Raw genomic sequence first — 22,344 nt, forward strand, 5'->3', positions numbered from 1 at the left:
GGTGCGAGGGTTCTGCGTCATGGTCGAGCTCCTTCGTGAGGGCGGCGGCGTGCGTCGCTCCACGGTAGGCCGCGCGGCAGGCGCACCGCGCGGGGTTGCGCCTCCCCGGTGGGAGCATCGCAGGGTCACGCCCCTGGGGAGGAGCTCTCGACCCTCTCGATCCGTCCAGCGACCGTCCAGATCCCATCCAGACGGCGGGGCCAGACTGACCGCCGCCGCGCCCCGCGCGACCCCGCCCTCGACGACCGGATCGACCCATGAACACACTCCTCGGGCTCAGCCTCGTCTCCGGGCCGGTGGTGGTCGCGGTGTACGCGGTCTCGGGTCTCGCCCTGCTCCTGCTGGTCCTCGCCTTCGCCCGGTCGACCCGCCGCGGTCGCCGTCGCCGCCTGGTCCTGGCGGCGGGCGTCCTGCTCCTCGGCCTGCTGGCAGGCTGGGTGCTCGCCGGGCTCGTCGGCGGGACCGGCGGCCCCTTCGGCGTCGATTTCACCCCCGTCACCCGGGTCTGGATCGGCCTCGGCCTCGGCGGGCTCGCCGTCGCGCTGATCGCCCTCGGGCACGCCCTCGCCCACCGGCGGACGCGGCGGGCGCTGGCCTCGGCGCTCGTCGGGATCCTCGTCGTCACCACCGCGGCGATGACTGTGAACATCGACTTCGGCCAGTACCCGACCGTCCGCAGCCTCCTGGGCATCAGCGCCTATCCGACGGTCGCCGACCCGATCGCGACACCCGCCGGGAACCACGCCTCGCTCGAGACCTGGACCGCTCCCGCCGGGATGCCGACCGCGGGCAGCGTCACGAACGTCGCCATCCCCGCCACGCAGTCGGGCTTCCCCGCCCGCGACGCCGTCGTCTACCTCCCCCCGGCCGCGCAGACCGAGAACCCGCCGCTGCTGCCCGTGATGGTGATGCTGTCCGGCCAGCCCGGCTCGCCCTCCGACCCGCTCGCGGTCGAGCACCTGCAGCAGTCGCTCGACGCCTACGCGGCCGCGCACGCCGGTCTCGCTCCGATCGTGGTCTCGCCCGATCAGCTCGGCGACCCGACGGCGAACCCGATGTGCATCGACTCCCCGCTCGGGAAGTCCGCGACCTACCTGACCGTCGACGTGCCGAACTGGATCCGCGCCAACCTCCCCGTCCTCGGCGACGCGCACGACTGGGCGATCGGCGGCCTGTCGCAGGGCGGCACCTGCGCGATCCAGCTCGGCGCCGGCTACCCGCAGCTCTTCGGCAACATCGTCGACGCGTCCGGCGAGCTCGCGCCGACCCTCGGCGACGACGCCACGACGATCCAGCAGGGCTTCGGCGGTGACGCGGCGGCCTACGAGGCGGCCAAGCCCGCGGCGATCCTCGCGAGGAACGCGCCCTACAAGGACTCGTTCGCGGTCTTCGGCGTCGGCGCGAACGACACCTCGTTCCTGACCGGGGTGCAGACCCTGCACGCCGCCGCGCAGGCCGCCGGGATGGACACCACCTACCTCGAGGTGCCGAACAGCGCGCACGACGCGACCGCGTGGTCGACGACGTTCGACAAGGGACTGGAGCTGCTGGCGGCGCGCTGGAACCTGGTCCCGGCGTCCTAGCGAGCGGAGGGGAAGAGACCGACGTCCTTGCGGCAGGCGGGTCTCGAGACGCCCCTGCGGGGCTGTCCGACCGGCATGCAGGCGGGCGTCTCCTCCCCGCAGGTCTCTAGGCGCGGGTCGCCGCCGCGACCGCGGCCGCCACTCCCCCGCCCCACGGCGCGCCGTGGCCGGGCAGCACCCAGGTGGCGCCGGTGGGCAGCAGGTGCTGCAGCGAGGCGAGCGCCTGCTCCGGCTCATCGGTGAACGGCGCGGGGGCCGGCCCGGTCGCGCCGGTCAGCACGTGGCGCGTCGTGAGGCCGTCGCCGACGAACACGGCGTCCGCGAGCGGCACGTGCACGGCGATGCTGCCGGCGGAGTGGCCGGGCAGCCCGATGATCCGCGGGGCGCCGGGGAGGTCGAGCGTCTCGCCGTCCTGCACCGTCACGACCTCGGTCAGCGGGGGAACGCGCGCCCCGCCCTTGCGCAGGAAGTAGCTGAAGAAGCCGACGAGCGCGCCGAGCTTCATCGACTGCTTCCCGTTCGCGGGCTTCGTCCCGCCCTTCGCCCGCTCGGCGTCGGCCTCGTGCACGAAGACGGGCACGCCGTGCTCGCGCCGGAGCCGCTCGGCAAAGCCGATGTGGTCGGAGTCGCCGTGGGTGAGGACGACCCCCTTGACGTCGTCGACGGAGCGGCCGATCGCCGCCAGCTCAGCCAGCAGCTCGGGCCAGAGCCGGGGCAGGCCGGCGTCGATGAGGGTCACGCCCTCGGGCGTGTGGACGAGGTAGGCGGCGACGATGTCCGAGCCGATGCGGCGGAGGTGAGGGGCGAGTTCCATGATGGCTACGGTACCTAGCCATCATGGCTACTGTCAATAGCTATAGTGGAGGGCATGCCCACTCCCGAGCGCACCACCCTCGAGGCGATCGTCCGCGCCGCCGCCGAGATCCTCGAGGAGGAGGGGCTCGCCGGCGTGACGATGCAGGCCGTCGCGCTGCGCGTCGGCGTGCGCGCCCCCTCCCTCTACAAGCGGGTCGAGGGCCGCGACACCCTGCTGCGCCTGGTCGCGGAGGCGGCGCTGGGCGAGGTCGCCGCGCGCGTCGATCCGCTCGAGGACGCCGAGGAGCTCGCCGACGCCCTCCGCGCGTTCGGTCGCGAGCGGCCCGCCGCCTTCCTCCTGGTGATGGCGCCGGCCCCCGGGACGCCGGTGGCCCGGCAGGAGTTCCGCGACGCGGCGAGCGCCTCCGTCCTCCGCGCCGCCGGCCGGCTCGCGGGCGAGGAGCACGCGCTCGAGGCCGCGCGCACCCTCACGGCCTGGGCCACCGGCTTCATCGGCATGGAGATCAACGGGGCGTTCACCCTGGGCGGCGACGTCGAGAGCGCCTGGCGCTTCGGGCTGAGCCGCGTGGTGGCAGCGCTGGAGCTCGCGGAGCTCAGCGCACCGACGCCTCGTCCTCGAGGAACCGCGGACGGCTCGCCGCGATCCCGCTGACCAGCAGCACGACGAGGCTCGCGAGCAGGAAGACGTACGAGCCGGTCCAGCTGCCCTGCGCCTCGTAGAGCAGGCCGATCAGCAGCGGCCCGGCGCAGGCGAGCGCGTAGCCGAGGCCCTGCGTCGCTCCGGAGAGCACCGAGGAGCCGGCCGTGCTGCGGGTGCGCGCGTTGACGAGGGTGAGCGTCATCGGGAAGGTGCTGACGCCGAGGCCCAGGCAGACCACCCAGGCCACGGCGCCGGTCAGCGGGGCGACCATCAGGCCGACGTAGCCGACGGCGAGCAGCACGACGCAGACCACGACCACGATCGCGGGGTTCCGCATGCCGAGGGTCAGCGGCGGGACGACGAAGGCCGCGCCGAGCCCGAAGATCGAGAAGAGGGCGAGCAGCGCGCCGCCCTGGGCCGGGTCGGCGCCCGCGTCGACCAGGATCGTCGGCAGCCAGGTGATGATCGCGTAGGTGTTCAGCGCGGTCATGCCGAGCATCAGGACCATCGCCCAGAGCAGACGGGTGCGCCAGGCGCCGACGAGCGGGGTGGGTGCCGCAGCCGCGGCGGTGCCGGCCGCGCCGCTCCGGGCGAGCGCCGCCCAGAGCAGGAAGGCGATCGCGGTCAGCGCCGCCCAGACGCCGACGGCGAAGCGCCAGTCGACGGCGGAGGCGAGCGGGACCGCCACGAGCGGCGCGACGAACTGGCCGGCCTGGAGCAGCGCGAGGTAGAGCGAGCTGATCGCCTTCAGCCGGTCGGCGAAGCAGCGCTTCACGATCGGCACGATCAGGACGTTCGAGGTGCCCACCCCCGCGAACGCCACGACCGAGGAGAGCACCAGCGCGAGCGGGCTCGGGCTGACGGCACGGAGCAGCAGCCCCGCGGTGGTCACCAGCGTCGCCGCGGCGAGGGTGCGCTCGAGACCGAAGCGGCGCGCGGCCCCGGCGGCGACTACTCCGAAGACGGCGAAGGACGCGGTGACGATCGTGCCGAAGGCGCCGTAGAGCGACGGGCCGAAGTCGAGGTCGGCGCCGATCGTGTCGAGCAGCGGGCTGAAGCCGGTGACGGCGGTGCGGAGGTTGAGCGCCGTCATCACGATCGCGGCGAGTGCGAGGAGCGCGGTCCTCTGCGGGGTGACGACGGTGGCGGTCATGACGGTCTGCCCTCGGTAGGATGATGGGATGAATCCAGCCGAGCCTAGCGCGACCGATGCCGACGCGGGCGCATCGGATTCGAGCGCACCCGGCCCGTCCGAGCCCGAGGCCCCCGCGCCCTTCCGCCGCGAGAGCGTGATCGACCACGTCACCGCCCTCTTCCACGAGGAGATCCGCTCCGGCCGCTGGGCGCTCGGCGCGCGGATCCCGACGGAGCCGGAACTCGTGCGCTGGAGCGGCGCGGGGCGGAACTCCGTCCGCGAGGCCGTGCAGACGCTCGTGCAGTCGGGGCTGGTGCGGCGGGAGCAGGGGCGCGGCACCTTCGTGACCGCGCGCTCACAGCTCACCACGTCGCTCCGGCGCCGGCTGCCGACCGCCGAGCGGCGCGACGGCCTCGAGCTGCGCTTCGCGATCGACGGCGCGACCGCGGCGCTGGCCGCCGAGCGGCGGACGCCGGAGGACGTCGAGACGCTGCGGGCGCTGCTCGCCGCGCGTGGCCGCTCGTGGACCGGCGGCGACCTCGCCGAGCGGACCGCGACCGACACCGCGCTGCACCGCGCGGTGGTCGCGGCGACGCACAACGCGCTCTTCCTGGAGCTCTACGACGGCCTGACCGGGCTGTTCGAGACGGTGCTGCAGGACGACGTCGTCGGCGAGGAGGACCGGCACGCGCGCGAGCACGCCCTGCTGGTCGAGTCGATCGCCGCGGGCGACGCGGCCGGGGCCCGGCGAGCGATCGAGGAGCTGCTGGCGCCGCTGCTGGAGCCGGAGACCGGCCCCGGCGCGGCCTAGCGCTCCGGCCGGCGCGTCGACCAGAGCGCCCAGGCCACGAGCAGCGGCTGGAAGACCAGCCGGACGGCGCGCTTGCGGTCGGTGTCGAGGCCGAAGGCGCTGGTCTTCGTCAGGTACTGCGAGACGTTGCCCGGGAAGATCGCGGTGAAGAAGGCGGCGGCGGCCGCGCCCACCAGCGGTGCCCGGTGGCGCGCGAGCACCAGCGACGCCCCGAGGCCGATCTCGACGACGCCCGAGGCGAGCACGACGGTGTCCTTGTCCAGCGGCACCCACTCCGGCACCTGCGCCTGGAACTCCTCGCGCGCGCGGGTCAAGTGGCTGACGCCGGCGAAGACGAGGGCGGAGCCGAGGAGGACCTTGGCGCCGGTGCGGATCAGGGACGGGGAGGAGGAGGCCATGCCTCCATCGTTCCCGATCGAGCGCGCCGGAGTGCCGGGCAGCGCCCGAACCGCACGGATGTGCCGTGTCGGAGGCCCGGCCTAGTCTGATCGGGTGTCAGACCGCATCCTCGTCCTCACCACCGGCGGAACCATCGACAAGGAGTACTCGCTCGCGGGCGAGCTCGAGATCGGGGCGCCGACGATCCCGCGCCTGCTCGAGCCCGTGCTCTCGACGCTCGAGTTCCGCGTCGAGGAGGTCCTGCGCAAGGACAGCCTCGACCTCGACGACGCGGATCGCGCGCTGATCCGCGAGCGCGTGCTCTCGGCCGAGGAGGACCGGATCGTCCTCACCCACGGCACCGACACGATGACGCTCACGGCCGAGGCGCTCGGCGCCGTCCGCGACCGGGTCGTCGTGCTGACCGGCGCGATGCAGCCCGCGCGGATGCGCGACAGCGACGCCGCCTTCAACCTCGGCGCGGCCGTCGCGGCGGTGCAGCTGCTGCCGCCGGGCGTCTACCTCGCGATGAGCGGGCGGGTGCTGCCGGCCGGCGCCGTCGTGAAGGACAGGGCGGCCGGGATCTTCCTGCCGGCCTGAACCCGCGGCGCGGGAGCCCGCGTCACTCCGCCGCGGCGACCGCCCGGGTGCACTCCGCGCAGAGCCCGAAGACGTCCACCACGTGGTGCGCATCGGTGAAGCCGTTCTGCGCCGCGACCGTGCGCGCCCAGGTCTCGACCGCGTCCGCCGCGATCTCTACCGTCAGCCCGCAGCGGCGGCAGATCAGGTGGTGGTGGTGCGTGCCCGGCGTGCAGGCACGGTAGAGGCTCTCGCCCTCGGGCGACTGCAGCGAGTCGGCCTCGCCCTCGACCGCGAGGTCGGACAGGGCGCGGTAGACCGTCGCCAGGCCGATCGGCGAGCCCGAGGCGTGCAGGGCGCTGTGCAGCCCCTGCGCGCTGACGAAGTCCTCGCGCCGGGTGAGCGCCTCGCGCACGGCCTCGCGCTGCCACGTGTTCCGCTTGACCACCGGTCCGCCTTCCCGTTTCACGACCCGCGCCACGCTATACCCCCGCCCCGACCGCGGCCGGTGAGCGCCGGCGCGAGGGCCGCCGCACGCCCTTGCGGCCGATGATCCGGCAGACGACGTAGATCGTGAACGAGATCGTCGTCACGTAGGGGCTGATCGGCACCGAGCCGCCGAGGGCGAGCAGGATCCCGCCGACCAGCGCGCCGACCGCGAAGAGCACGCTGAGCAGCGGCACGAGCACCGGCGACGCCGAGATCCGCAGCGCCGCGGCCGCCGGCGTCACCAGGATCGCGAGCACCAGCAGCGAGCCGACGATCTGCACCGACACCGCCACCGCGAGGCCGAGCAGCAGCATGAACGCGATCGAGAGCGCCCGGGTCGGGATGCCGCGCGCGGCCGCCACGTCGGCGTCGACGCTCGCGAAGGTCAGCGGGCGCCAGATCAGGGCGAGCCCGATCACGACGACGACCGAGATGGCGATCAGCCAGCCGAGCTGCGGGTCGTCCACGGCGACGATCTGCCCGGTGAGCAGGCCGAACTTGTTCGCGCTGCGGCCGGGATACAGCGCGAGGCAGAGGATCCCGAGGCCGAGGCCGAACGGCATCAGCACGGCGATGATCGAGTTGCGGTCGCGGGCGCGCGAGCCGAGCAGCCCGATCAGGAGGGCCGCGACGAGCGAGCCGACGATCGAGCCCTGCACGACGCCCACGCCGAGCAGCAGCCCGGCCGAGGCGCCCGCGAAGGACAGCTCGCTGATCCCGTGCACGGCGAACGCCATGTCGCGCGACATCACGAAGACGCCGATCAGCCCGCCGACGACGCCGAGGACGGCGCCCGCGATGACGGAGTTGAGCAGCAGCGCGAGCAGCGCGCCGTAGTCCGAGAAGTCGAAGATCTGCGACCAGACGTCGTCGCTCATGCGCGCTCCTCCTCGTGCTCGTGCACGTGCGAGTGGTCGGGGGCGCCGACCACGATGACGCGGCCGCGCGCGCGGATCACGTCGACCGGCGCGTCGTACAGCTCGCTGAGCACCTCGGAGCGCAGCACCTCGTCGGGGGTGCCGATCCGGAAGCGGCCGCCGGCCAGGTAGAGCACCCGGTCGACCATCCCGAGCACCGGATTCACGTCGTGGGTGACGAAGAGGACGCCGAGGTTCCGCTCGCGCCGGTGCCGGTCGATCAGCTCGCTCACGGCGCGCTGATGCGCGAGGTCGAGGGCGATCAGCGGCTCGTCGCAGAGCAGCAGCGCCGGGTCGCCGGCCAGCGCCTGGCCGACCCGGACGCGCTGCTGCTCGCCGCCGGAGAGGCTGCCGATCGGCGCGTCCGCGTAGTCGGTGGCGCCGACGGAGGCGAGCAGGGCGTCGACCTGGGCGCGGCGGGAGCGCGAGGGCAGCGGCAGGCCGAAGCGGTGGCCGTCGATGCCGAGGCCGATCAGGTCGCGGGCGCGCAGCGGAGTGCCCTCGTCGGCGAGCTTCTGCTGCGGGATGTAGCCGATGCGGCGGTTGCCGCGGTGCACGGGCTCGCCGAGGACGCGCAGCTCGCCGCTGCTGAGCGGCTGCTGGCCGAGGACGGCGCGGAGCAGGCTGGTCTTGCCGGAGCCGTTGGCGCCGAGCACCGCGACGAACTCGCCGGCCTGGACGTCGAGGTCGACGCCGCCCCAGAGCTCGCGGTCGCCGAAGCGCAGACCGGCGCCGCGCAGCTGCAGCACGGACGCCGAAAGGCCCGCCTCCGAGGAGGCGGGCGCTGACGACGGACCGGGCGCGGTCGAGGAGGGTGGCGTCACGACGCGAGAGCTCCCTCGAGGGCGTCGAGGTTGGCGGTCATCCAGGTGACGTAATCGTCGCCCTCGGGCAGCGTCTCGGTGACGCCGACGGTCGCGACGCCGGCCGACTCCGCCGCGTCGAGCACGGCCTGGGTCTGCGAGCTCTCGGTCTGCTCGTTGAAGACGAGCGCGTCGACGGTGCCGTCGGAGAAGAGGGCGAGCGTCTCCTGCAGCGTGGTCGCGGGGACGTCGGTGCCCTCCTCGACGGCCTCGCTGAACGCCTCCGGAGTCGCGTTCACCAGTCCGAGTGCATCGGTCAGGTAGAGCGGGACGGGCTCGGTGATCGCGATCGAGCGGCCGCCGAGCGTGCCCTTCAACTCGGCCTCGCGGTCGATCAGGGCGTCGAGGGAGCCGCCGAGGGTCTCGGCGTTCGCCGCGTAGGTGGACGCGTTGCCGGCGTCGATCGCGGACAGCTCGTCGGCGATCGACGTGACCATCTGGCGGACCGCGGACAGGTCGTACCAGACGTGCTCGTTGTACTCGGCGTGCTCGTGACCCGCCTCGTCGTGGCCGGCGTCCTCGGACTCGGCGGCCTCGTCCTCGTGGTCGTGCTCCTCTTCGAGCCCGGCGACGACGGTGGCGGTGATCACGGGGGCGGTCGAGCCGGAGGCGTCGATCATGGTGTCGACGAAGGCGTCGTAGCCGCCGCCGTTCTCGATCACGAGCGCGGCGTTCGAGAGAGCGAGCTGGTCGCGGGCGGTCGCCTCGTACTCGTGCGGGTCCTTGTCCGGGCTGTCGATGATGCTCGTGACGTCGACCAGGTCGCCGCCGATGCTCCGGACCAGGTCGCCGTAGACGTCGGTCGACGCGACGACGGCGACCGTCCCGCTGTCGGCGGAGGCGCCGGTCGAGGAGGCGGTGCCGGAGCAGGCCGAGAGGGCGAGCGCGGTGCTGCCGAGCAGCGCGACGAGGGCGAGGGAGCGGGTCTTCACGGGTGAGCCGATCTGGGTCTGGAGCCGGGAGGTCGGGATGCACACACGGTAGCGACTATTGATAACGATTGTCAAAGTCACTGGCGCACCCGGCTGGGGTCAGATCAGGCCGTGCCGCCGGAACGCCGCCCGGACGCCGTCCTCGCGGACGGAGGTCGTGACCTCGTCGGCGGCGGCGAGGGCAGCGGCGGAGGCGTTGCCCATCGCGATGCCCAGCCCCGCCGCGGCCAGCATCTCGACGTCGTTCGAGCTGTCGCCGATCGCGATCGTGTCGGCCAGCGGGTGCCCGAGCCGCTCGGCCAGACGCACGAGCGCGCTGCCCTTGTCCACGCCGCGGACGCTGACCTCGCCGCCCGCGTCGCCCAGGGACGGGATCGTCCCGGTGATCACGTGGAAGCGCTCGCCGAGGCCGTCGCGCACGAGGGCGAAGGCGGTGCCGTCCTCGCCGAAGAACGTCGCCTTGGCGATGCCCTCGGTCGGGACGGTGCCGTAGCCGCCACCCACCCCGCCGCTCGTGTAGACGTCGTCGTACGACTGCAGCGAGTAGGCGATGCGGTGCGCCTCGAAGAAGCCGGCGATCGCCTCGACGTCCTCGGGCGCCATCGTGCGCGACTCGAGCAGGACGCCGTCGAGCTCGACGAAGCCGCCGGCCGCCGAGACGACCCCGTCGAAGCCGAGGTCGAGCACCTGCTGCGGGATCTCGGGGCGGGAGCGGCCGGTCGCCACGAGGACGAGGTGGCCGTTGCGCCGGGCGCCGCTGATCGCCTCCGGCACCGACGGGGCGATCACGCCCTCGTCCAGGAGCGTGCCGTCGACGTCGAGCAGGACCAGTCGGGTGCGTGTCACCCGGCGGAGCCTACCGGCCGCGTCCGACGTCCTCGCCGCCCACCGCGGCGTCCCGGGCTCGGCCGAGCGTGCGCGGCGAGCGCCACTCCCAGGAGCGGTCCTCCTCGCCGATCGGCCGCAGCACCCGCGCCGGCACGCCGCCCGCGACGACCAGCGGCGGCACGCTCGCGGTGACGACCGCGCCGGCGGCCACCACGGAGCCCGCACCGATCACCACGCCCGGCAGCAGGATCGCGCCCGCACCGATCCAGACGTCGTCCTCGATCACGACCGGCGCCGAGAACTGCGTGCCGTCGCGGCGCAGCTCCGGATGCACGGGGTGCCCGGTCGTGCTGATCGTGACGTTCGGCGCGATCATCACCCGGTCGCCGATGACCACCTCGACGTCGTCGACCAGCGTCAGCCCGAAGTTCACGTAGACGTTCGCGCCCAGGCGGACCCGGCTGCCGTAGGCGACGTGCAGCGGCGGCTCGACCCAGGCGCCCTCGCCGACCGCCTCGAACAGCTCGTGCAGCAGGCGCCGGCGCTCGTCGACCTCGCGGGGGCCGGTCGCGTTGTAGGCGTGCGCGAGCTCCTTGCCGCGGATCCGCTCCTCCTCGAGCGCCGCCAGGCCGTCGCCGGCGTCGACGTACAGCTCGTGGGCGTCCATCCGCCGGCGGACCTCGTGCTCGCGCGCGTCCATCGCGTCCCCTCTCGTCCGGATCAGCCTGGCACGGGGCGCGGGTCGCGACTCCCGGGCCCGTTGTACGGTGAGGCAGCCGAGCGGAGGAGGGGACATGGCGGTCACGCTGCACGACGTCGCCCGCGCCGCCGACGTCTCGATCAAGACGGTCTCCAACGTCATCAACGACTACCCGCACGTGCGGCCCGCGACCCGGGAGCGCGTGCAGGCGGCGATCACCGCCCTCGGCTACCGCCCGAATCTCGCCGCGCGGAGCCTCCGCCGCGGCCGCACCGGCGTGATCGGCCTCGCGCTGCCCGAGCTGAGCCTCCCCTACTTCGCCGAGCTCGCCGACAGCGTGATGCGCGCCGCCGATCCGCTCGGGCTGACCGTCCTGATCGAGCAGACGGGCGGCGACGCCGAGCGCGAGCGCAGCGTGCTGACCGGGGCGCGGCGCCGGCTCACCGACGGCCTGCTCTTCAGCCCGCTCGGGCTCGGCGAGGGCGACGAGGACGCGCTCGCCGTCGACTTCCCCCTCGTCCTGCTCGGCGAGCGGATCTTCACCGGCCGGGTCGACCACGTCACGATGCAGAACGTCGCCGCCGCCCGCGCCGCGACCGCGCACCTGATCGCGGCCGGCCGGCGGCGCATCCTCGCGCTCGGCGCCCACGACGGCGGCGGGGTCAGCTCGGCGTCGCTGCGCCTCGAGGGCTACCGGGCGGCGCTCGCGGACGCGGGGATCCCCTTCGACCCTCGCTTGACCGGGGGCGCCGGACCCTGGCGGCGCTCGGGCGGCGCGGAGGCGATGCGGCGCCTGCTCGACTCCGGCCTCGCCTTCGACGCGGTCTTCGCGCTGAACGACACCCTCGCCCTCGGCGCGCTGCGGGCGCTGCAGGACGCCGGCGTCCGGGTGCCGGAGGACGTCGCGGTGATCGGCTTCGACGACATCGACGAGGCGCGCTACGCGTCGCCGAGCCTCAGCAGCATCGACTCGGGCCGCGACGAGATCGCCCGGACGGCGGTGGAGCTGCTGCAGGCCAGGATCGACGGCACGCGGGCGGGGCCGCCGGAGCTGCGCGAGGCGGCGTTCGCGCTGATCGCCCGGGAGTCGACCGGGGGCTGAGGCGGTGTGCCAGCAGGCCGCGTGCCAGCAGGCCGCGCGTCGGCAGGCCGTGTGTCGGCAGGCGCCGCGTCAGCAGGCCCGGGGTCAGCAGGCGCAGACCTCGCGGCGGATCCAGTCGCCGGCCTCCGCCACCGGCAGCTCGCCGCGGCGCAGCAGCCGGCTCCACTCGACCGCGCGAGCAGTGAGGCGGTCGTCCGCGGTGCCGCGGTGGTCGCCACCGGCCGTCCGCATCAGCAGGTGCGCGAGCGGGCCGCCGAGGTGCAGGGTCGCGCCGGCCACGCCCGCGAAGTGCCGCGCCTGGCCGCGGGTGCCGTCGTCGTAGGGCTGCGCGAAGCCGCGGCCGCGGATCCGATTGCTGCCGCCCGAGGCGAGATCGAGGAGCCCCAGCGGCCACGGGCGGATCCCGGCGACCTCTCGCGCGACGGCGGCGAGGAGGGCGCGTGGCCGCGGCGAGGCGGCGGCGAGGGCGTCGACGCGGTCGGCGAGCGCGGAGCAGGCGTCGGTGGCGTTCACCCGCCCAGTCGAGCACAGCACGACTGAGCGAGGGCGGGGAGGGGCGGTCTTGACACCGGCCGCGCGGGCCCGCACCATCGTTTCTACAACGTTAGAAACAACGGGCGGCGATCGCCGACGATCGCCCTCTCCGGCCCGGCCCGGAGCCCGCCGACGCCTGGGAAGGGCCCCGCATGACCGACGCCTCCGCCACCTCCGCCGCCACGACCACCTCCGCCGCCGCGACCGCGCGCATCTCCCTCGACCCGGCCGCGGTCGTCGCTCCCGTGAACCCCCGGCTCTTCGGCTCGTTCGTCGAGCACCTCGGCCGCTGCGTCTACGACGGGATCTACGAGCCCGGCCACCCCACCGCGAACGAGGACGGCTTCCGCCTGGACGTCGTCGAGCTGGTCAAGGAGCTCGGCTCGACCACCGTCCGCTACCCCGGCGGCAACTTCGTCTCGGGCTACCGCTGGGAGGACGGCGTCGGCCCGCGCGAGGACCGCCCGCGCCGCCGCGACCTGGCCTGGCACTCGCTGGAGACCAACGAGGTCGGCCTCGACGACTTCGCGAAGTGGGCGAAGCTCACCGGCAGCGAGATCATGTACGCCGTCAACCTCGGCACCCGCGGGGTCCTCGAGGCACTCGACGTGCTCGAGTACGCGAACGGCAAGGCGGGCACCTTCCTCGCCGACCAGCGGATCGCCAACGGCTCGCCCGAGCCGCACGACATCCGCATGTGGTGCCTCGGCAACGAGATGGACGGCCCCTGGCAGGTCGGCCACATGAACGCGGACGACTACGGCAAGCTCGCCTCGCGCACCGCCAAGGCGCTCAAGATCGCCGACCCGTCGCTCGAGCTCGTGGTCTGCGGCTCCTCCGGCTCGTCGATGCCGACCTTCGGCGAGTGGGAGCGCGTCGTCCTCGAGCACGCCTACGACGACGTCGAGTACGTCTCCTGCCACGCCTACTACCAGGAGTACGACGGCGACCTCGGCTCGTTCCTCGCCTCCTCCGTCGAGATGGAGTTCTTCATCGCGACCGTCTCGGCGACCGTCGACCACGTCAAGCACAAGCTGCGCAAGACCAAGGACATCAAGCTCTCCTTCGACGAGTGGAACGTCTGGTACCTCCAGGAGTGGACCGAGAAGGAGAAGGCCGACGCCGAGGGCGACCAGAGCACCCGCGAGTGGGCCTACGCCCCCCGCCTGCTCGAGGACGTCTACTCGGTGGCCGACGCGGTCGTGCTCGGCAACCTGATGATCACGCTGCTGAAGAACTCCGACCGGGTCACCTCGGCCTCGCTCGCGCAGCTGGTCAACGTGATCGCGCCGATCATGACCGAGCCGGGCGGAGCGGCGTGGCGGCAGACCACGTTCTTCCCGTTCTCGACGACCGCGCGCCTCGCCTCGGGCTCGGTGCTGAAGCCGCGCATCGAGGTCGGCACGTACTCGACCGCGCGGCACGGCGACGCGCCGCTGGTCGACGCCGTGGCGACGCTCGACGACGGCCGCGCCGCGGTCTTCCTCGTGAACCGCTCGACGACCGACGCCCTCGAGGTGACTGTCGACGTGAGCGGGCTCGGCGTCTCGACCGTCGCCGAAGCGCTCGGGATCTTCGACGAGGACGTCTACGCCAAGAACACCAAGGACGACCAGAACCGCGTCGGCCTCAAGCGCGTCGACGCGACCCTGGCCGACGGCGTGCTGACGCTGACCCTGCCCCCCGTCTCCTGGACGGCGGTCGCCCTGACGGCGTAGCGCGCGTCCCTGCGGCCCGCGCGGGTCTCGATACGCGGTCCTGCGGCCCGCTACTCGACCAGCATGGAGGAGGCACTCCCTCTCCTGCTGATCGAGCAGCCCGCGCAGCGGGCGTATCGAGATCCCCCCACCGCGAGCACCTCAGCGCAGCAGCGCCTCGAGGTCCGCGACGCCGCGCCCGGCGAGCGTCGGCCACAGCGTGCGGTCCGCGCCGGGCGCGAGCTCCGCGTCGTGCGGCACTCCCACCGCGCACGCCCCAGAGGCGACGGCCGCCGCGAGCCCCGTCGGCGAGTCCTCGATCGCGACGCACCGCGAAATGTCGACGCCGAGCGTCGCGGCGGCCAGCAGGTACGGCTCCGGATCCGGCTTGCCCCGCCTCACGTCGTCGCCGGTGACGAGCGCCGCGAGCGGCACCTCCGCCGCGAGCGCGTCGACCACCACCTGCGCCATCACGCGCGACGACGTGGTCACGATCGCCTGCCGCACGCCCGCCCGGTGCACGTCGCACAGCAGCTCCCGCGCGCCCGGCCGCCAGACCAGTCCGCGCCGCATCTCCGCGAGGACGTCGCGCTCGAGCGCCGCCTCCACCTCGGCGGCCGGGAGCTCGACCCCGGCGGCCTGCAGCGCCCGCACCGTCTGCTCCATCGTGCTCCCGATCAGCGCCAGCGCATCGGCGTGCGTCCACGCGCGACCGCAGCGCGCGGCGAGCACCTCCTGCGCTCGCACCCACGCGGGCTCCGAGTCGACGATCGTGCCGTCCATGTCCCAGAGCACCGCCTCGAGCCCGCGCACTCCCTCGAGCCCGGTCACGACGCGGCTCCCGCCGTGCGCCGGCGACCGAGGACCCCCGCGAGCAGCACCGCCACGACTCCGGCGATCGGCACCACGAGCAGCCCGACGCGCAGCCCCGCGCCGTCGGCCACGAGCCCGACGATCGGCGGCGAGAGCAGGAAGCCGAGCCGCATCAGCCAGGAGACGATCGTCACTCCGGTGCCCGCGCGCAGCCCCCGGATCTCGTCGGCCTCGTGCATCGCCGCGGGGACCGTGGTCGCGAGCCCGAGGCCGGCGGCCGCGAAGCCGGCGATCGTGCCGGGGACGGACGGGAACGCCAGCGCCGCGCCCATCCCGAGCGCCGCGATCAGTCCGCCGACCCGCACCACCGCGCGCTGGCCGAAGCGGTCGACCAGCCGGTCGCCGAGGATCCGCCCGACGAACTGCGCGCCGACCAGTGCGACGAACCCGTAGGCCGCCACCGCAGCGGTCGCCCCGAGCGAGCCGCCCAGGTAGACGGCGGCCCAGGTCGACGCCGCGTCCTCGACGAGGGTGCCCGCGATCGCCACCGCGACCAGGGCTGCGAGCAGCAGCACCACCCGCGGTCGGACCCGCGGCCGCACCGCCGTCGGGGCGGCTCCCGGCTCCACGGCCGTCTCGTCGTCGCACCCGGGCAGGAGGAAGCGCAGCGCGGTCAGCGCGACGGCCGCGAAGAGCACCCCCGAGATGCTCAGGTGCACCGCGCGGGGCAGGCCGAGCGCGATCGCCCCGGCCGCCATCGAGCCGCCCAGGACCGCGCCGATCGACCAGATCGCGTGGAAGGAGTTGATGATCGAGCGGCCGTAGCGGCGCTGCACCCGCAGGCCGTGGGTGTTCTGCGCCACGTCGGTGATCGCGTCGGTCGCGCCCGCGAAGGCGAGCGCACCGGCGAAGACCAGCAGCGACGGCGAGAATCCGGCGAGCACCGTCCCGATCGCCGTGAGGATCGTGCCCAGCACGGCGGCCCGGCCGCTGCCGAGGCGGCGGATCACGACGGCGGCGGCGAGCCCGGCGGCGATCGCGCCGGCGGGGAACGCGGCGATCGAGACTCCGTACGCCGCGTTGTCGAGGGCCAGGTCGGCCTTGATCTCGGGGAAGCGCGGCACGAGGTTGGCGAAGAGCGCGCCGTTGGTGAGGAAGAGCGCGGCGACGGCGGTGCGGGCGCGGCGCGACTCGGAGGACGGCGGCGCGAGTGCGGTGGACATGCGTACGACCGTACACGCGGTGTGTACGATCGTCCGCATGGAGAGCACCGATCACGTCGCCGAGGACCACGTCGCCGAGGACCACATCGCCGAGGACCGCCTCGCCGTCGACCACGTCGCCGGCGACGACCGCAGCAACCGCGAGCGGATGCTCGCCGGAGACCTCTACATCGCCGACGACCCCGAGAGCATCCGGCTCGCCCAGCGCGCGGTGCGGCTCGCCGACGCCTACCACCGCGCCGCGATCGCCGACGAGACGGCTGCGCGCCCGCTGCTCGAGGAGCTACTCGGCTCACTCGGCGAGGACGCGTTCGTGAAGCCGCCGCTGTTCGTCGACTACGGCGAGAACATCACGATCGGCCCGCGCACCTTCGTCAACTACCACCTCACCGCGCTCGACGTCGCGGCGATCACGATCGGCGCCGACTGCCAGATCGGCCCGAACGTGCAGCTGCTGACGCCGACCCACCCGGTCGAGCCCGGTCCGCGCCGCGACAAGCTCGAGGCCGCACGGCCGATCACCATCGGCGACAACGTCTGGCTCGGCGGCGGCGTGATCGTCTGCCCCGGCGTGAGCATCGGCGACGACAGCGTGATCGGCGCGGGCGCCGTGGTCACCCGCGACATCCCGGCCGGCGTCGTCGCGGTGGGCAACCCGGCCCGCGTGATCCGGAGCGTGGAGTGAGCGCTCCCGCCGCGCGAGCCGCGCGCCGCACCGACCCGCACCGCCGCGACCGCATCATCGACGCCTGCCTCGACGTGATCGCGGAGGAGGGCGTCGCCGGCACCTCCCACCGCCGGGTGGCCGCCGCCGCCGACGTGCCGCTGGGCTCGATGAGCTACCACTTCGCCGGGATGGACGAGCTGCTGCACGAGGCCTTCACCCGCTTCGCCGACTCCGTGGCCGAGCAGACCCTGCGGCGGATGACCGAGGCGCGCACCCCCGACGAGGCGCGCGAGGCCGTCGTCGACGTGGTCCTGCACGACATCTTCGGCAGCCGCCGCGAGCTCGTGATCACCCACGAGCTCTACACGCTCGCCGCCCGGCGCCCCGAGTACCGCAGCATCACGCACAGCTGGATGGCCCGCTCCCGCGCCGCCCTCGAGCGCCACGTCGACCCGACGACCGCCCGCATGCTCGACGCGCTGATGGAGGGCCTCACCATCCACCGCGCCCTCGACGAGGAGCCCGCCGACGACGCCGTCGTCCGCGAGGCCGTCCGCCGCATCCTCGGCTGACCCGCGCGCCCCTCCCCCTTCCGCGAGATGCCACTTGTGCACGCTTCCCTCGGCGTGTCGCGCTCACAAGTGGCATCTCGCGGAGGGGTCAGGCGGGGGTGGCAGGGTGGAGGGATGGCTTCTCCCCAGGACTACGACCTCGACGAGCTGCGGGCGCGCGTCCTGGAGGAACGCGGCGGGGAGGTGGACGACAGCATCCCGGAGCTCGCGGCGGCCGATCCGGGGCTGTGCGGGATCGCGTTGGCGCTGCCCGACGGGAGCGTGCGCTCGAGTGCGCAGGCCGGCGTGCCGTTCAGCATCCAGTCGGCGGTGAAGCCGTTCCTCTTCGCGCTCGCGCTCCTCGACACCGACGGCGACGCGCTCGACCGCGTCGGCATCGAGCCGACCGGCGAGGCCTTCGACGCCCTCAAGCTCGAGAGCGGCACCGGACGCCCGCCGAACCCGATGGTCAACGCCGGCGCCCTGCTGACCGCCGCTCTCGTCGACGGCGGCGACGCGAGCGGACGGAGCGCCCGCATCCTCCGCGGCCTCTCGGTCTTCGCCGGCCGGCCGCTCGACGTCGACGAGAGCGTCGCCTCGAACGAGCACCTGCTCGGCGACCGCAACCACGCCCTCGCGCACCTGATGCGCGCGGAGGGGACGCTGACGCTCGGTGCCGACGACGCGGTCGCCGCCTACGCCCGCGCCTGCGCCGTCCTCGTCGACGCGGAGGCCCTCGCGGTGATGGGCGCGACCCTCGCACTCGGCGGCGTGAACCCCGTGACCGGCGAGCGCGTCGTGCCCGCCCGCGTCGCCCGCGACGTCGTCTCCGTGATGGCGACCTGCGGCGTCTACGACGGCTCCGGCCGCTGGATGCGCGCCGTCGGCGTCCCCGCCAAGTCGAGCGTCTCCGGCGCCCTCGTCCTCTCCGCCCCCGGCCGCCTCGGCGCCGCCGTCATCAGCCCGCCCCTCGACTCCCAGGGCACCAGCGTCCGCGGCGCCGCCGCGAGCACCCTCCTGTCCGCCGCCCTCGCCCTGCACTCCTTCGACCCGACCCCGCGCTGACGCTGATCGATGAGCGCCCGCAGAGCGCATGTCGGGATCCGCCAGCGCAGATCGCGTGGGTCTCGATACGCCGCTCCGCGGCTACTCGACCAGCGTACAAGGGCCGCTCCGCGGCTACTCGACCAGCATGGGCGGACGCTCGGCCAGGACTGCGACCGCGCAGCGGAGCCCACAGGAGCGAGCACGTCACCCCCCGAGCAAGGCCGAGGTCACCGGCGAATCGCGTGCCAGCGATTCGTCGTACCGGTACGCGGGACGCCCTGCGAACGCGACGACCTCGAAGGGCCGACCGCGGAGCGGATGACGACGAAGGAGGAATCCGCTCGATCAAGCACCGCGGCGAATCGCGTGCGAGCGATTCGTCGTACCGGTACGCAGGACGCTCCATGGAACGCGACCGCCCTCCCCAGCCGACCGCGGAGCGGATGACGACGAAGGAGGAATCCGCTCTAATCGAGCAACAGCGCAGGCTCCTCCAGCACGCTCGCGACGTCGGCGACGAAGCGGCTGACGACGTCGCCGTCGACGACGCGGTGGTCGAAGGAGCCGCCGACGGTGGTGACGAAGCGGGGGCGGACCTCGCCGTCGACGACCCACGGCTTCTGCTTGATCGTGCCGAGGGCGATGATCGCGACCTCGCCGGGGTTGAGGATCGGGGTGCCGGTGTCCATGCCGAACACGCCGATGTTGGTGATGGTGATGGTGCCGTTCTGCATGTCGGCGGCGGAGGTCTTGCCGTCGCGGGCGTCGAGGGTGAGCTTCTCGAGGGCCTGGGCGAGCTCGAGGAGGCTCATCGACTGGGCGTCCTTGACGTTCGGGACGAGCAGGCCGCGCGGGGTCGCCGCGGCGATGCCGAGGTTCACGTAGTGGCGGACCAGGATGTCGGTGTCGGTCCAGGCGGAGTTGACGGTGGGGTTCCTCCGCACCGCCCAGATGATGGCCTTGGCCATGATCAGCAGCGGCGAGACCTTCACGCCGGCGAAGTCGGGCGAGTTCTTGAGGCGCTTGACGAACTCCATCGTGCGGGTCGCGTCGACGTCGACGAAGACGCTGACGTGCGGCGCGGTGAAGGCGCTGCGCGACATCGCCGAGGCGATGGCCTTGCGGACGCCGCGGACGGGGATGCGGTCCTCGCGGGAGTCGCCCCAGGCGGGGGTCTGGATGTTGCGGAAGACGCTGGCCTGGGAGGCGTGGCGGATCACGTCGTCGCGGGTGACCTCGCCGGCGAGGCCGGTGGCCTGCACCTCGAGGAGGTCGACGTCGAGGTCCTTCGCGAGCTTGCGGATCGGCGGCTTCGCGATGACGGGCAGCGCCGAGGAGGCGGGGACGGAGGTCGGGCGCGGCGGCGCGGCCGGGCGGGCCGGCTTCTCCGGAGCGGCGCCCGCACTCGAGCGGCGGCGGCGGGTGGCGACGTGGCCGCCCGCGGTGCCGTAGCCGACGAGCGCGGCGCCGGAGCCCTCGCCGGGCTCGGTGGTGGAGGGGGCGGGCGGCGCGGTGGTCGCCGGCTGCGCGGGCATCGCCGGGATCTCGGATCCGGCCGAGCCGGCGCCCTGCACGGTGATGATCGGCGTGCCGACGTCGACGGTCTGGCCCTCGTCGACGAGGACGTCGACGACGGTGCCGCTGAACGGCGAGGGCAGCTCGACGAGCGACTTGGCGGTCTCGATCTCGACGAGGACCTGGTTGACGGTCACCTCGTCGCCGACCTTGACCCGCCAGGCGACGATCTCGGCCTCGGTGAGGCCCTCGCCGACGTCGGGGAGGAGGAAGTGCTCTGTCATCGTCGGGACTCCTGGCTGTGCCGGTCGTTCGTGAGGAAGGGGGGCGCGTCGGAACGCGGAGGGGGCGTCGCCCCGGTGCGTCAGTACGCGAGCGAGCGGTCGACGGCCTCGAGCACGCGGTCGACGTCGGGGAGGAAGAGCTTCTCGACCTTGGCGGGCGGGAAGGGCGTGTCGAAGCCCGCGACCCGGAGCACCGGCGCCTCGAGCGAGTAGAACGCCTTCTCGGTGACGGTCGCGGCGATCTCGGAGCCGAGGCTGACGTTCGCGGAGGCCTCCTGGGCCACCACGAGCCGGCCGGTCTTCCGGACCGAGGCGAGCAGCGGCTCCCAGTCGATCGGCGAGATCGAGCGCAGGTCGACGACCTCGACGCTGGTGCCCTCCTCGCCGGCGAGCTCGGCGGCCTGGAGCAGCACGGAGACCATCGGCCCCCAGCCCACGACGGTGACCTCGTCGCCCTGCCGCACGACGCGGGTCGCGTGCAGGGGGGCGGCGGAGGCGCGGAGGTCGACGTCGCCCTTGGGCCAGTAGCGGCTCTTGGGCTCGAAGAACATCACCGGGTCGTCAGAGGCGATGGCCTCCTGGATCATCCAGTAGGCGTCGTTCGGGGTCGACGGGCTGACCGCGCGGAGGCCCGGGGTGTGCGCGAAGTAGGCCTCGTTGCTCTCCTGGTGGTGCTCGACCGCGCCGATGTGCCCGCCGTAGGGCACCCGGATGACGACGGGCATCGTGAGCGAGCCCTCGTGCCGGTTGGTCATCTTGGCGAGCTGCGACGTGATCTGGTCGAAGGCCGGGTAGATGAAGCCGTCGAACTGGATCTCGCAGACCGGCCGGAAGCCGCGCATCGCGAGGCCGATCGCGGTGCCGACGATGCCGGACTCGGCGAGCGGGGTGTCCAGGACGCGCTTCGGCCCGAACTCCGCGTGCAGGCCCTCGGTGATGCGGAAGACGCCGCCGAGCGGGCCGATGTCCTCGCCCATCAGCAGGACGCGGTCGTTCTCGGTCATCGCGCGGCGGAGCCCGGCGTTGAGCGCCTTCGCCATCGACATGGACTCCAGCTGCGTCGCGCTCAGCGGCGGCTGGACGGTGGTGGTGCTCGTGTCGATCGTCATCGCGGGTCGCCTCCCAGCGATTCCTCGTAGCCCTGGAGCCACGCCTTCTGCTCCGCCACCGGCTGGTGCGGCTCCGAGTACACGTGGTCGAACATCACGTCGACGGGCGGCGCCTCGAGCTCGAGCAGGCGGCGGCGGATGTCGGCCGCGAAGTCCTTCGCCTCCTCGTCGACCTCGTCGAAGAACGACTGCGGGGCGCCGAGGCCGCGCAGGTACGCGGCGAAGCGGGTGATCGGGTCCTTCGCGACCCACGAGGCGAGCTCGTCGTCGGTCCGGTACTTCGTCGGGTCGTCGCTCGAGGTGTGCGCGCCGATGCGGTAGGTGAGCGCCTCGATGAACTGGGGTCCGCCGCCGGAGCGGGCGTCGGCGAGGTGCTTCGCGGTGACGGCGTAGCTCGCGAGCACGTCGTTGCCGTCGATCTGCACGCCCGGGATGCCGAAGCCGGAGGAGCGGAGGTAGAGCGGGCTGCGCGACTGCGTGGCGACGGGCACCGAGATCGCGTAGTGGTTGTTCTGCAGGAAGAAGACCTCGGGCGTCTGGTAGCTCGCGGCGAACACCATCGCCTCGCTGACGTCGCCCTGGCTGGAGGCGCCGTCGCCGAAGTAGACGATGACCGCCGCGTCCTTCTCGGGGTCGCCCGTGCCGGTCGCGCCGTCGAAGGTGAGGCCCATGGCGTAGCCGGTCGCGTGCAGCGCCTGCGAGCCGAGGACCAGCGTGTAGAGGTGGAAGTTGCCGTGGGCGGGGTCGGCCGGGTCCCAGCCGCCGTGCGTCACGCCGCGCAGGAGCGCGAGGACGCGGAGCAGGTCGACGCCGCGGACCTTGGCGACGACGTGCTCGCGGTAGGAGGGGAAGACGTGGTCCTGCGGGCGCAGTGCGAACGCGGAGCCGACCTGCGCCGCCTCCTGCCCGTGGCTGGGCACCCACAGACCGAGCTGGCCCTGGCGCTGCAGGTTCGCCGCCTCGATGTCGAACCGGCGGACGACCGCCATCTCGCGGTAGAAGGAGCGGTGCTGCGCCTCGTCGATCCCGTCGAGGAGGGGGGCGTACTGCTCGGCCGCGGGGGTCGGCGCGAACCGGCCGTCCGCGGTGAGGAACTGGACCGTCGGCGTCTCGCTGGTGGCTGCCACCCGA

24 protein-coding genes are annotated in these 22,344 nt (G+C 73.7%); 9 read left to right on the forward strand and 15 right to left on the reverse strand.

The annotated features are described in order from the left end of the window. The first annotated feature begins 257 nt into the window (after positions 1-257). A complete protein-coding gene (locus HRK28_RS06985; protein WP_173250805.1) occupies positions 258-1,583 on the forward strand; it encodes an esterase family protein in 1,326 nt (441 codons plus the stop codon). 106 nt (positions 1,584-1,689) lie between these two features. Here the strand turns inward: HRK28_RS06985 and HRK28_RS06990 are convergent, their stop codons facing one another. Continuing rightward, positions 1,690-2,397 (reverse strand): MBL fold metallo-hydrolase, encoded by a 708-nt coding sequence (locus HRK28_RS06990; RefSeq protein WP_173250806.1) that lies wholly within the window; start codon positions 2,395-2,397, stop codon positions 1,690-1,692. A 54-nt stretch (positions 2,398-2,451) separates the two neighbouring features. Between HRK28_RS06990 and HRK28_RS06995 the strand changes: the two genes are divergently transcribed. Continuing rightward, positions 2,452-3,051, forward strand: coding sequence for a TetR/AcrR family transcriptional regulator (locus tag HRK28_RS06995; protein ID WP_173250807.1), 600 nt, complete (start codon positions 2,452-2,454; stop codon positions 3,049-3,051). Here the strand turns inward: HRK28_RS06995 and HRK28_RS07000 are convergent. Beyond that, the gene (locus HRK28_RS07000; RefSeq protein ID WP_173250808.1) at positions 2,993-4,192 is read right to left on the reverse strand and encodes an MFS transporter; all 1,200 of its coding nucleotides are present in this window, start codon (positions 4,190-4,192) and stop codon (positions 2,993-2,995) included. The two genes, HRK28_RS06995 and HRK28_RS07000, sit on opposite strands and share 59 nt — an antisense overlap. Positions 4,193-4,220: 28 nt before the next feature. Between HRK28_RS07000 and HRK28_RS07005 the strand changes: the two genes are divergently transcribed. Beyond that, positions 4,221-4,985, forward strand: a complete 765-nt coding sequence (locus HRK28_RS07005) for a FadR/GntR family transcriptional regulator (protein ID WP_173250809.1) — start codon at positions 4,221-4,223, stop codon at positions 4,983-4,985. Here HRK28_RS07005 and HRK28_RS07010 read toward each other — a convergent pair. Continuing rightward, positions 4,982-5,383, reverse strand: coding sequence for a hypothetical protein (locus HRK28_RS07010; protein ID WP_173250810.1), 402 nt, complete (start codon positions 5,381-5,383; stop codon positions 4,982-4,984). The two genes, HRK28_RS07005 and HRK28_RS07010, sit on opposite strands and share 4 nt — an antisense overlap. Before the next feature lie 94 nt (positions 5,384-5,477). Here HRK28_RS07010 and HRK28_RS07015 point away from each other — a divergent pair, with 94 nt between their 5' ends. Next, positions 5,478-5,963, forward strand: a complete 486-nt coding sequence (locus HRK28_RS07015; protein ID WP_123444686.1) for an asparaginase domain-containing protein — start codon at positions 5,478-5,480, stop codon at positions 5,961-5,963. A 22-nt stretch (positions 5,964-5,985) separates the two neighbouring features. Here the strand turns inward: HRK28_RS07015 and HRK28_RS07020 are convergent, their stop codons facing one another. From HRK28_RS07020 to HRK28_RS07045, 6 genes are all read right to left on the reverse strand, one after another. Next, positions 5,986-6,390: a Fur family transcriptional regulator gene (locus HRK28_RS07020; RefSeq protein WP_173250811.1), complete on the reverse strand. Its 405-nt coding sequence runs from the start codon at positions 6,388-6,390 to the stop codon at positions 5,986-5,988. Between the two features lie 34 nt (positions 6,391-6,424). Continuing rightward, positions 6,425-7,309 (reverse strand): metal ABC transporter permease, encoded by an 885-nt coding sequence (locus HRK28_RS07025; RefSeq protein ID WP_160087037.1) that lies wholly within the window; start codon positions 7,307-7,309, stop codon positions 6,425-6,427. After that, positions 7,306-8,097, reverse strand: coding sequence for a metal ABC transporter ATP-binding protein (locus HRK28_RS07030; protein ID WP_367948368.1), 792 nt, complete (start codon positions 8,095-8,097; stop codon positions 7,306-7,308). The genes HRK28_RS07025 and HRK28_RS07030 overlap by 4 nt, the downstream gene beginning before the upstream one ends. Before the next feature lie 71 nt (positions 8,098-8,168). Further along, the gene (locus tag HRK28_RS07035; RefSeq protein ID WP_208543732.1) at positions 8,169-9,143 is read right to left on the reverse strand and encodes a metal ABC transporter substrate-binding protein; all 975 of its coding nucleotides are present in this window, start codon (positions 9,141-9,143) and stop codon (positions 8,169-8,171) included. A 99-nt stretch (positions 9,144-9,242) separates the two neighbouring features. Continuing rightward, a complete protein-coding gene (locus HRK28_RS07040; RefSeq protein WP_173250813.1) occupies positions 9,243-9,989 on the reverse strand; it encodes an HAD family hydrolase in 747 nt (248 codons plus the stop codon). 10 nt (positions 9,990-9,999) lie between these two features. Continuing rightward, complete coding sequence (locus HRK28_RS07045) at positions 10,000-10,671, reverse strand: DapH/DapD/GlmU-related protein (RefSeq protein ID WP_173250814.1); 672 nt, start codon at positions 10,669-10,671, stop codon at positions 10,000-10,002. 94 nt (positions 10,672-10,765) lie between these two features. Between HRK28_RS07045 and HRK28_RS07050 the strand changes: the two genes are divergently transcribed. Further along, positions 10,766-11,773, forward strand: coding sequence for a LacI family DNA-binding transcriptional regulator (locus tag HRK28_RS07050; protein WP_173250815.1), 1,008 nt, complete (start codon positions 10,766-10,768; stop codon positions 11,771-11,773). Positions 11,774-11,857: 84 nt separating this feature from the next. Here HRK28_RS07050 and HRK28_RS07055 read toward each other — a convergent pair whose 3' ends face one another. Beyond that, positions 11,858-12,286: a hypothetical protein gene (locus tag HRK28_RS07055; RefSeq protein WP_160087027.1), complete on the reverse strand. Its 429-nt coding sequence runs from the start codon at positions 12,284-12,286 to the stop codon at positions 11,858-11,860. Positions 12,287-12,459: 173 nt separating this feature from the next. On the opposite strand from HRK28_RS07055, the gene HRK28_RS07060 reads away from it, so the two are divergent. Beyond that, entirely contained in the window at positions 12,460-14,025 is a 1,566-nt protein-coding gene (locus HRK28_RS07060; protein WP_173250816.1) for an alpha-N-arabinofuranosidase, read from the forward strand. 141 nt (positions 14,026-14,166) lie between these two features. Here HRK28_RS07060 and HRK28_RS07065 read toward each other — a convergent pair whose 3' ends face one another. Beyond that, positions 14,167-14,835, reverse strand: a complete 669-nt coding sequence (locus HRK28_RS07065) for an HAD family hydrolase (protein WP_367948351.1) — start codon at positions 14,833-14,835, stop codon at positions 14,167-14,169. Then, the gene (locus HRK28_RS07070; RefSeq protein WP_173250817.1) at positions 14,832-16,040 is read right to left on the reverse strand and encodes an MFS transporter; all 1,209 of its coding nucleotides are present in this window, start codon (positions 16,038-16,040) and stop codon (positions 14,832-14,834) included. Before HRK28_RS07070 ends, HRK28_RS07065 begins: the two co-directional genes overlap by 4 nt. A gap of 148 nt (positions 16,041-16,188) precedes the next feature. Between HRK28_RS07070 and HRK28_RS07075 the strand changes: the two genes are divergently transcribed. The 3 genes from HRK28_RS07075 (at position 16,189) to glsA (ending at position 18,323) form a co-directional block, all read left to right on the forward strand. Further along, entirely contained in the window at positions 16,189-16,725 is a 537-nt protein-coding gene (locus tag HRK28_RS07075) for a sugar O-acetyltransferase (protein ID WP_173251012.1), read from the forward strand. Next, positions 16,722-17,279, forward strand: a complete 558-nt coding sequence (locus HRK28_RS07080; protein ID WP_160087019.1) for a TetR/AcrR family transcriptional regulator — start codon at positions 16,722-16,724, stop codon at positions 17,277-17,279. The genes HRK28_RS07075 and HRK28_RS07080 overlap by 4 nt, the downstream gene beginning before the upstream one ends. Before the next feature lie 114 nt (positions 17,280-17,393). Further along, a complete protein-coding gene (gene glsA, locus HRK28_RS07085) occupies positions 17,394-18,323 on the forward strand; it encodes a glutaminase A (protein WP_173250818.1) in 930 nt (309 codons plus the stop codon). 449 nt (positions 18,324-18,772) lie between these two features. On the opposite strand, the gene HRK28_RS07090 is transcribed toward glsA, so the two are convergent. From HRK28_RS07090 to HRK28_RS07100, 3 genes are all read right to left on the reverse strand, one after another. Further along, positions 18,773-20,104, reverse strand: a complete 1,332-nt coding sequence (locus tag HRK28_RS07090) for a dihydrolipoamide acetyltransferase family protein (protein ID WP_173250819.1) — start codon at positions 20,102-20,104, stop codon at positions 18,773-18,775. Positions 20,105-20,184: 80 nt separating this feature from the next. Next, positions 20,185-21,213, reverse strand: a complete 1,029-nt coding sequence (locus HRK28_RS07095; protein WP_160087013.1) for an alpha-ketoacid dehydrogenase subunit beta — start codon at positions 21,211-21,213, stop codon at positions 20,185-20,187. Further along, entirely contained in the window at positions 21,210-22,340 is a 1,131-nt protein-coding gene (locus HRK28_RS07100) for a thiamine pyrophosphate-dependent dehydrogenase E1 component subunit alpha (protein WP_173250820.1), read from the reverse strand. Before HRK28_RS07100 ends, HRK28_RS07095 begins: the two co-directional genes overlap by 4 nt. Between the last annotated feature and the right edge of the window lie 4 nt (positions 22,341-22,344).

The sequence above is a fragment of the Rathayibacter sp. VKM Ac-2835 genome (assembly GCF_013266705.1).
Classification (GTDB): Bacteria; Actinomycetota; Actinomycetes; order Actinomycetales; family Microbacteriaceae; genus Rathayibacter.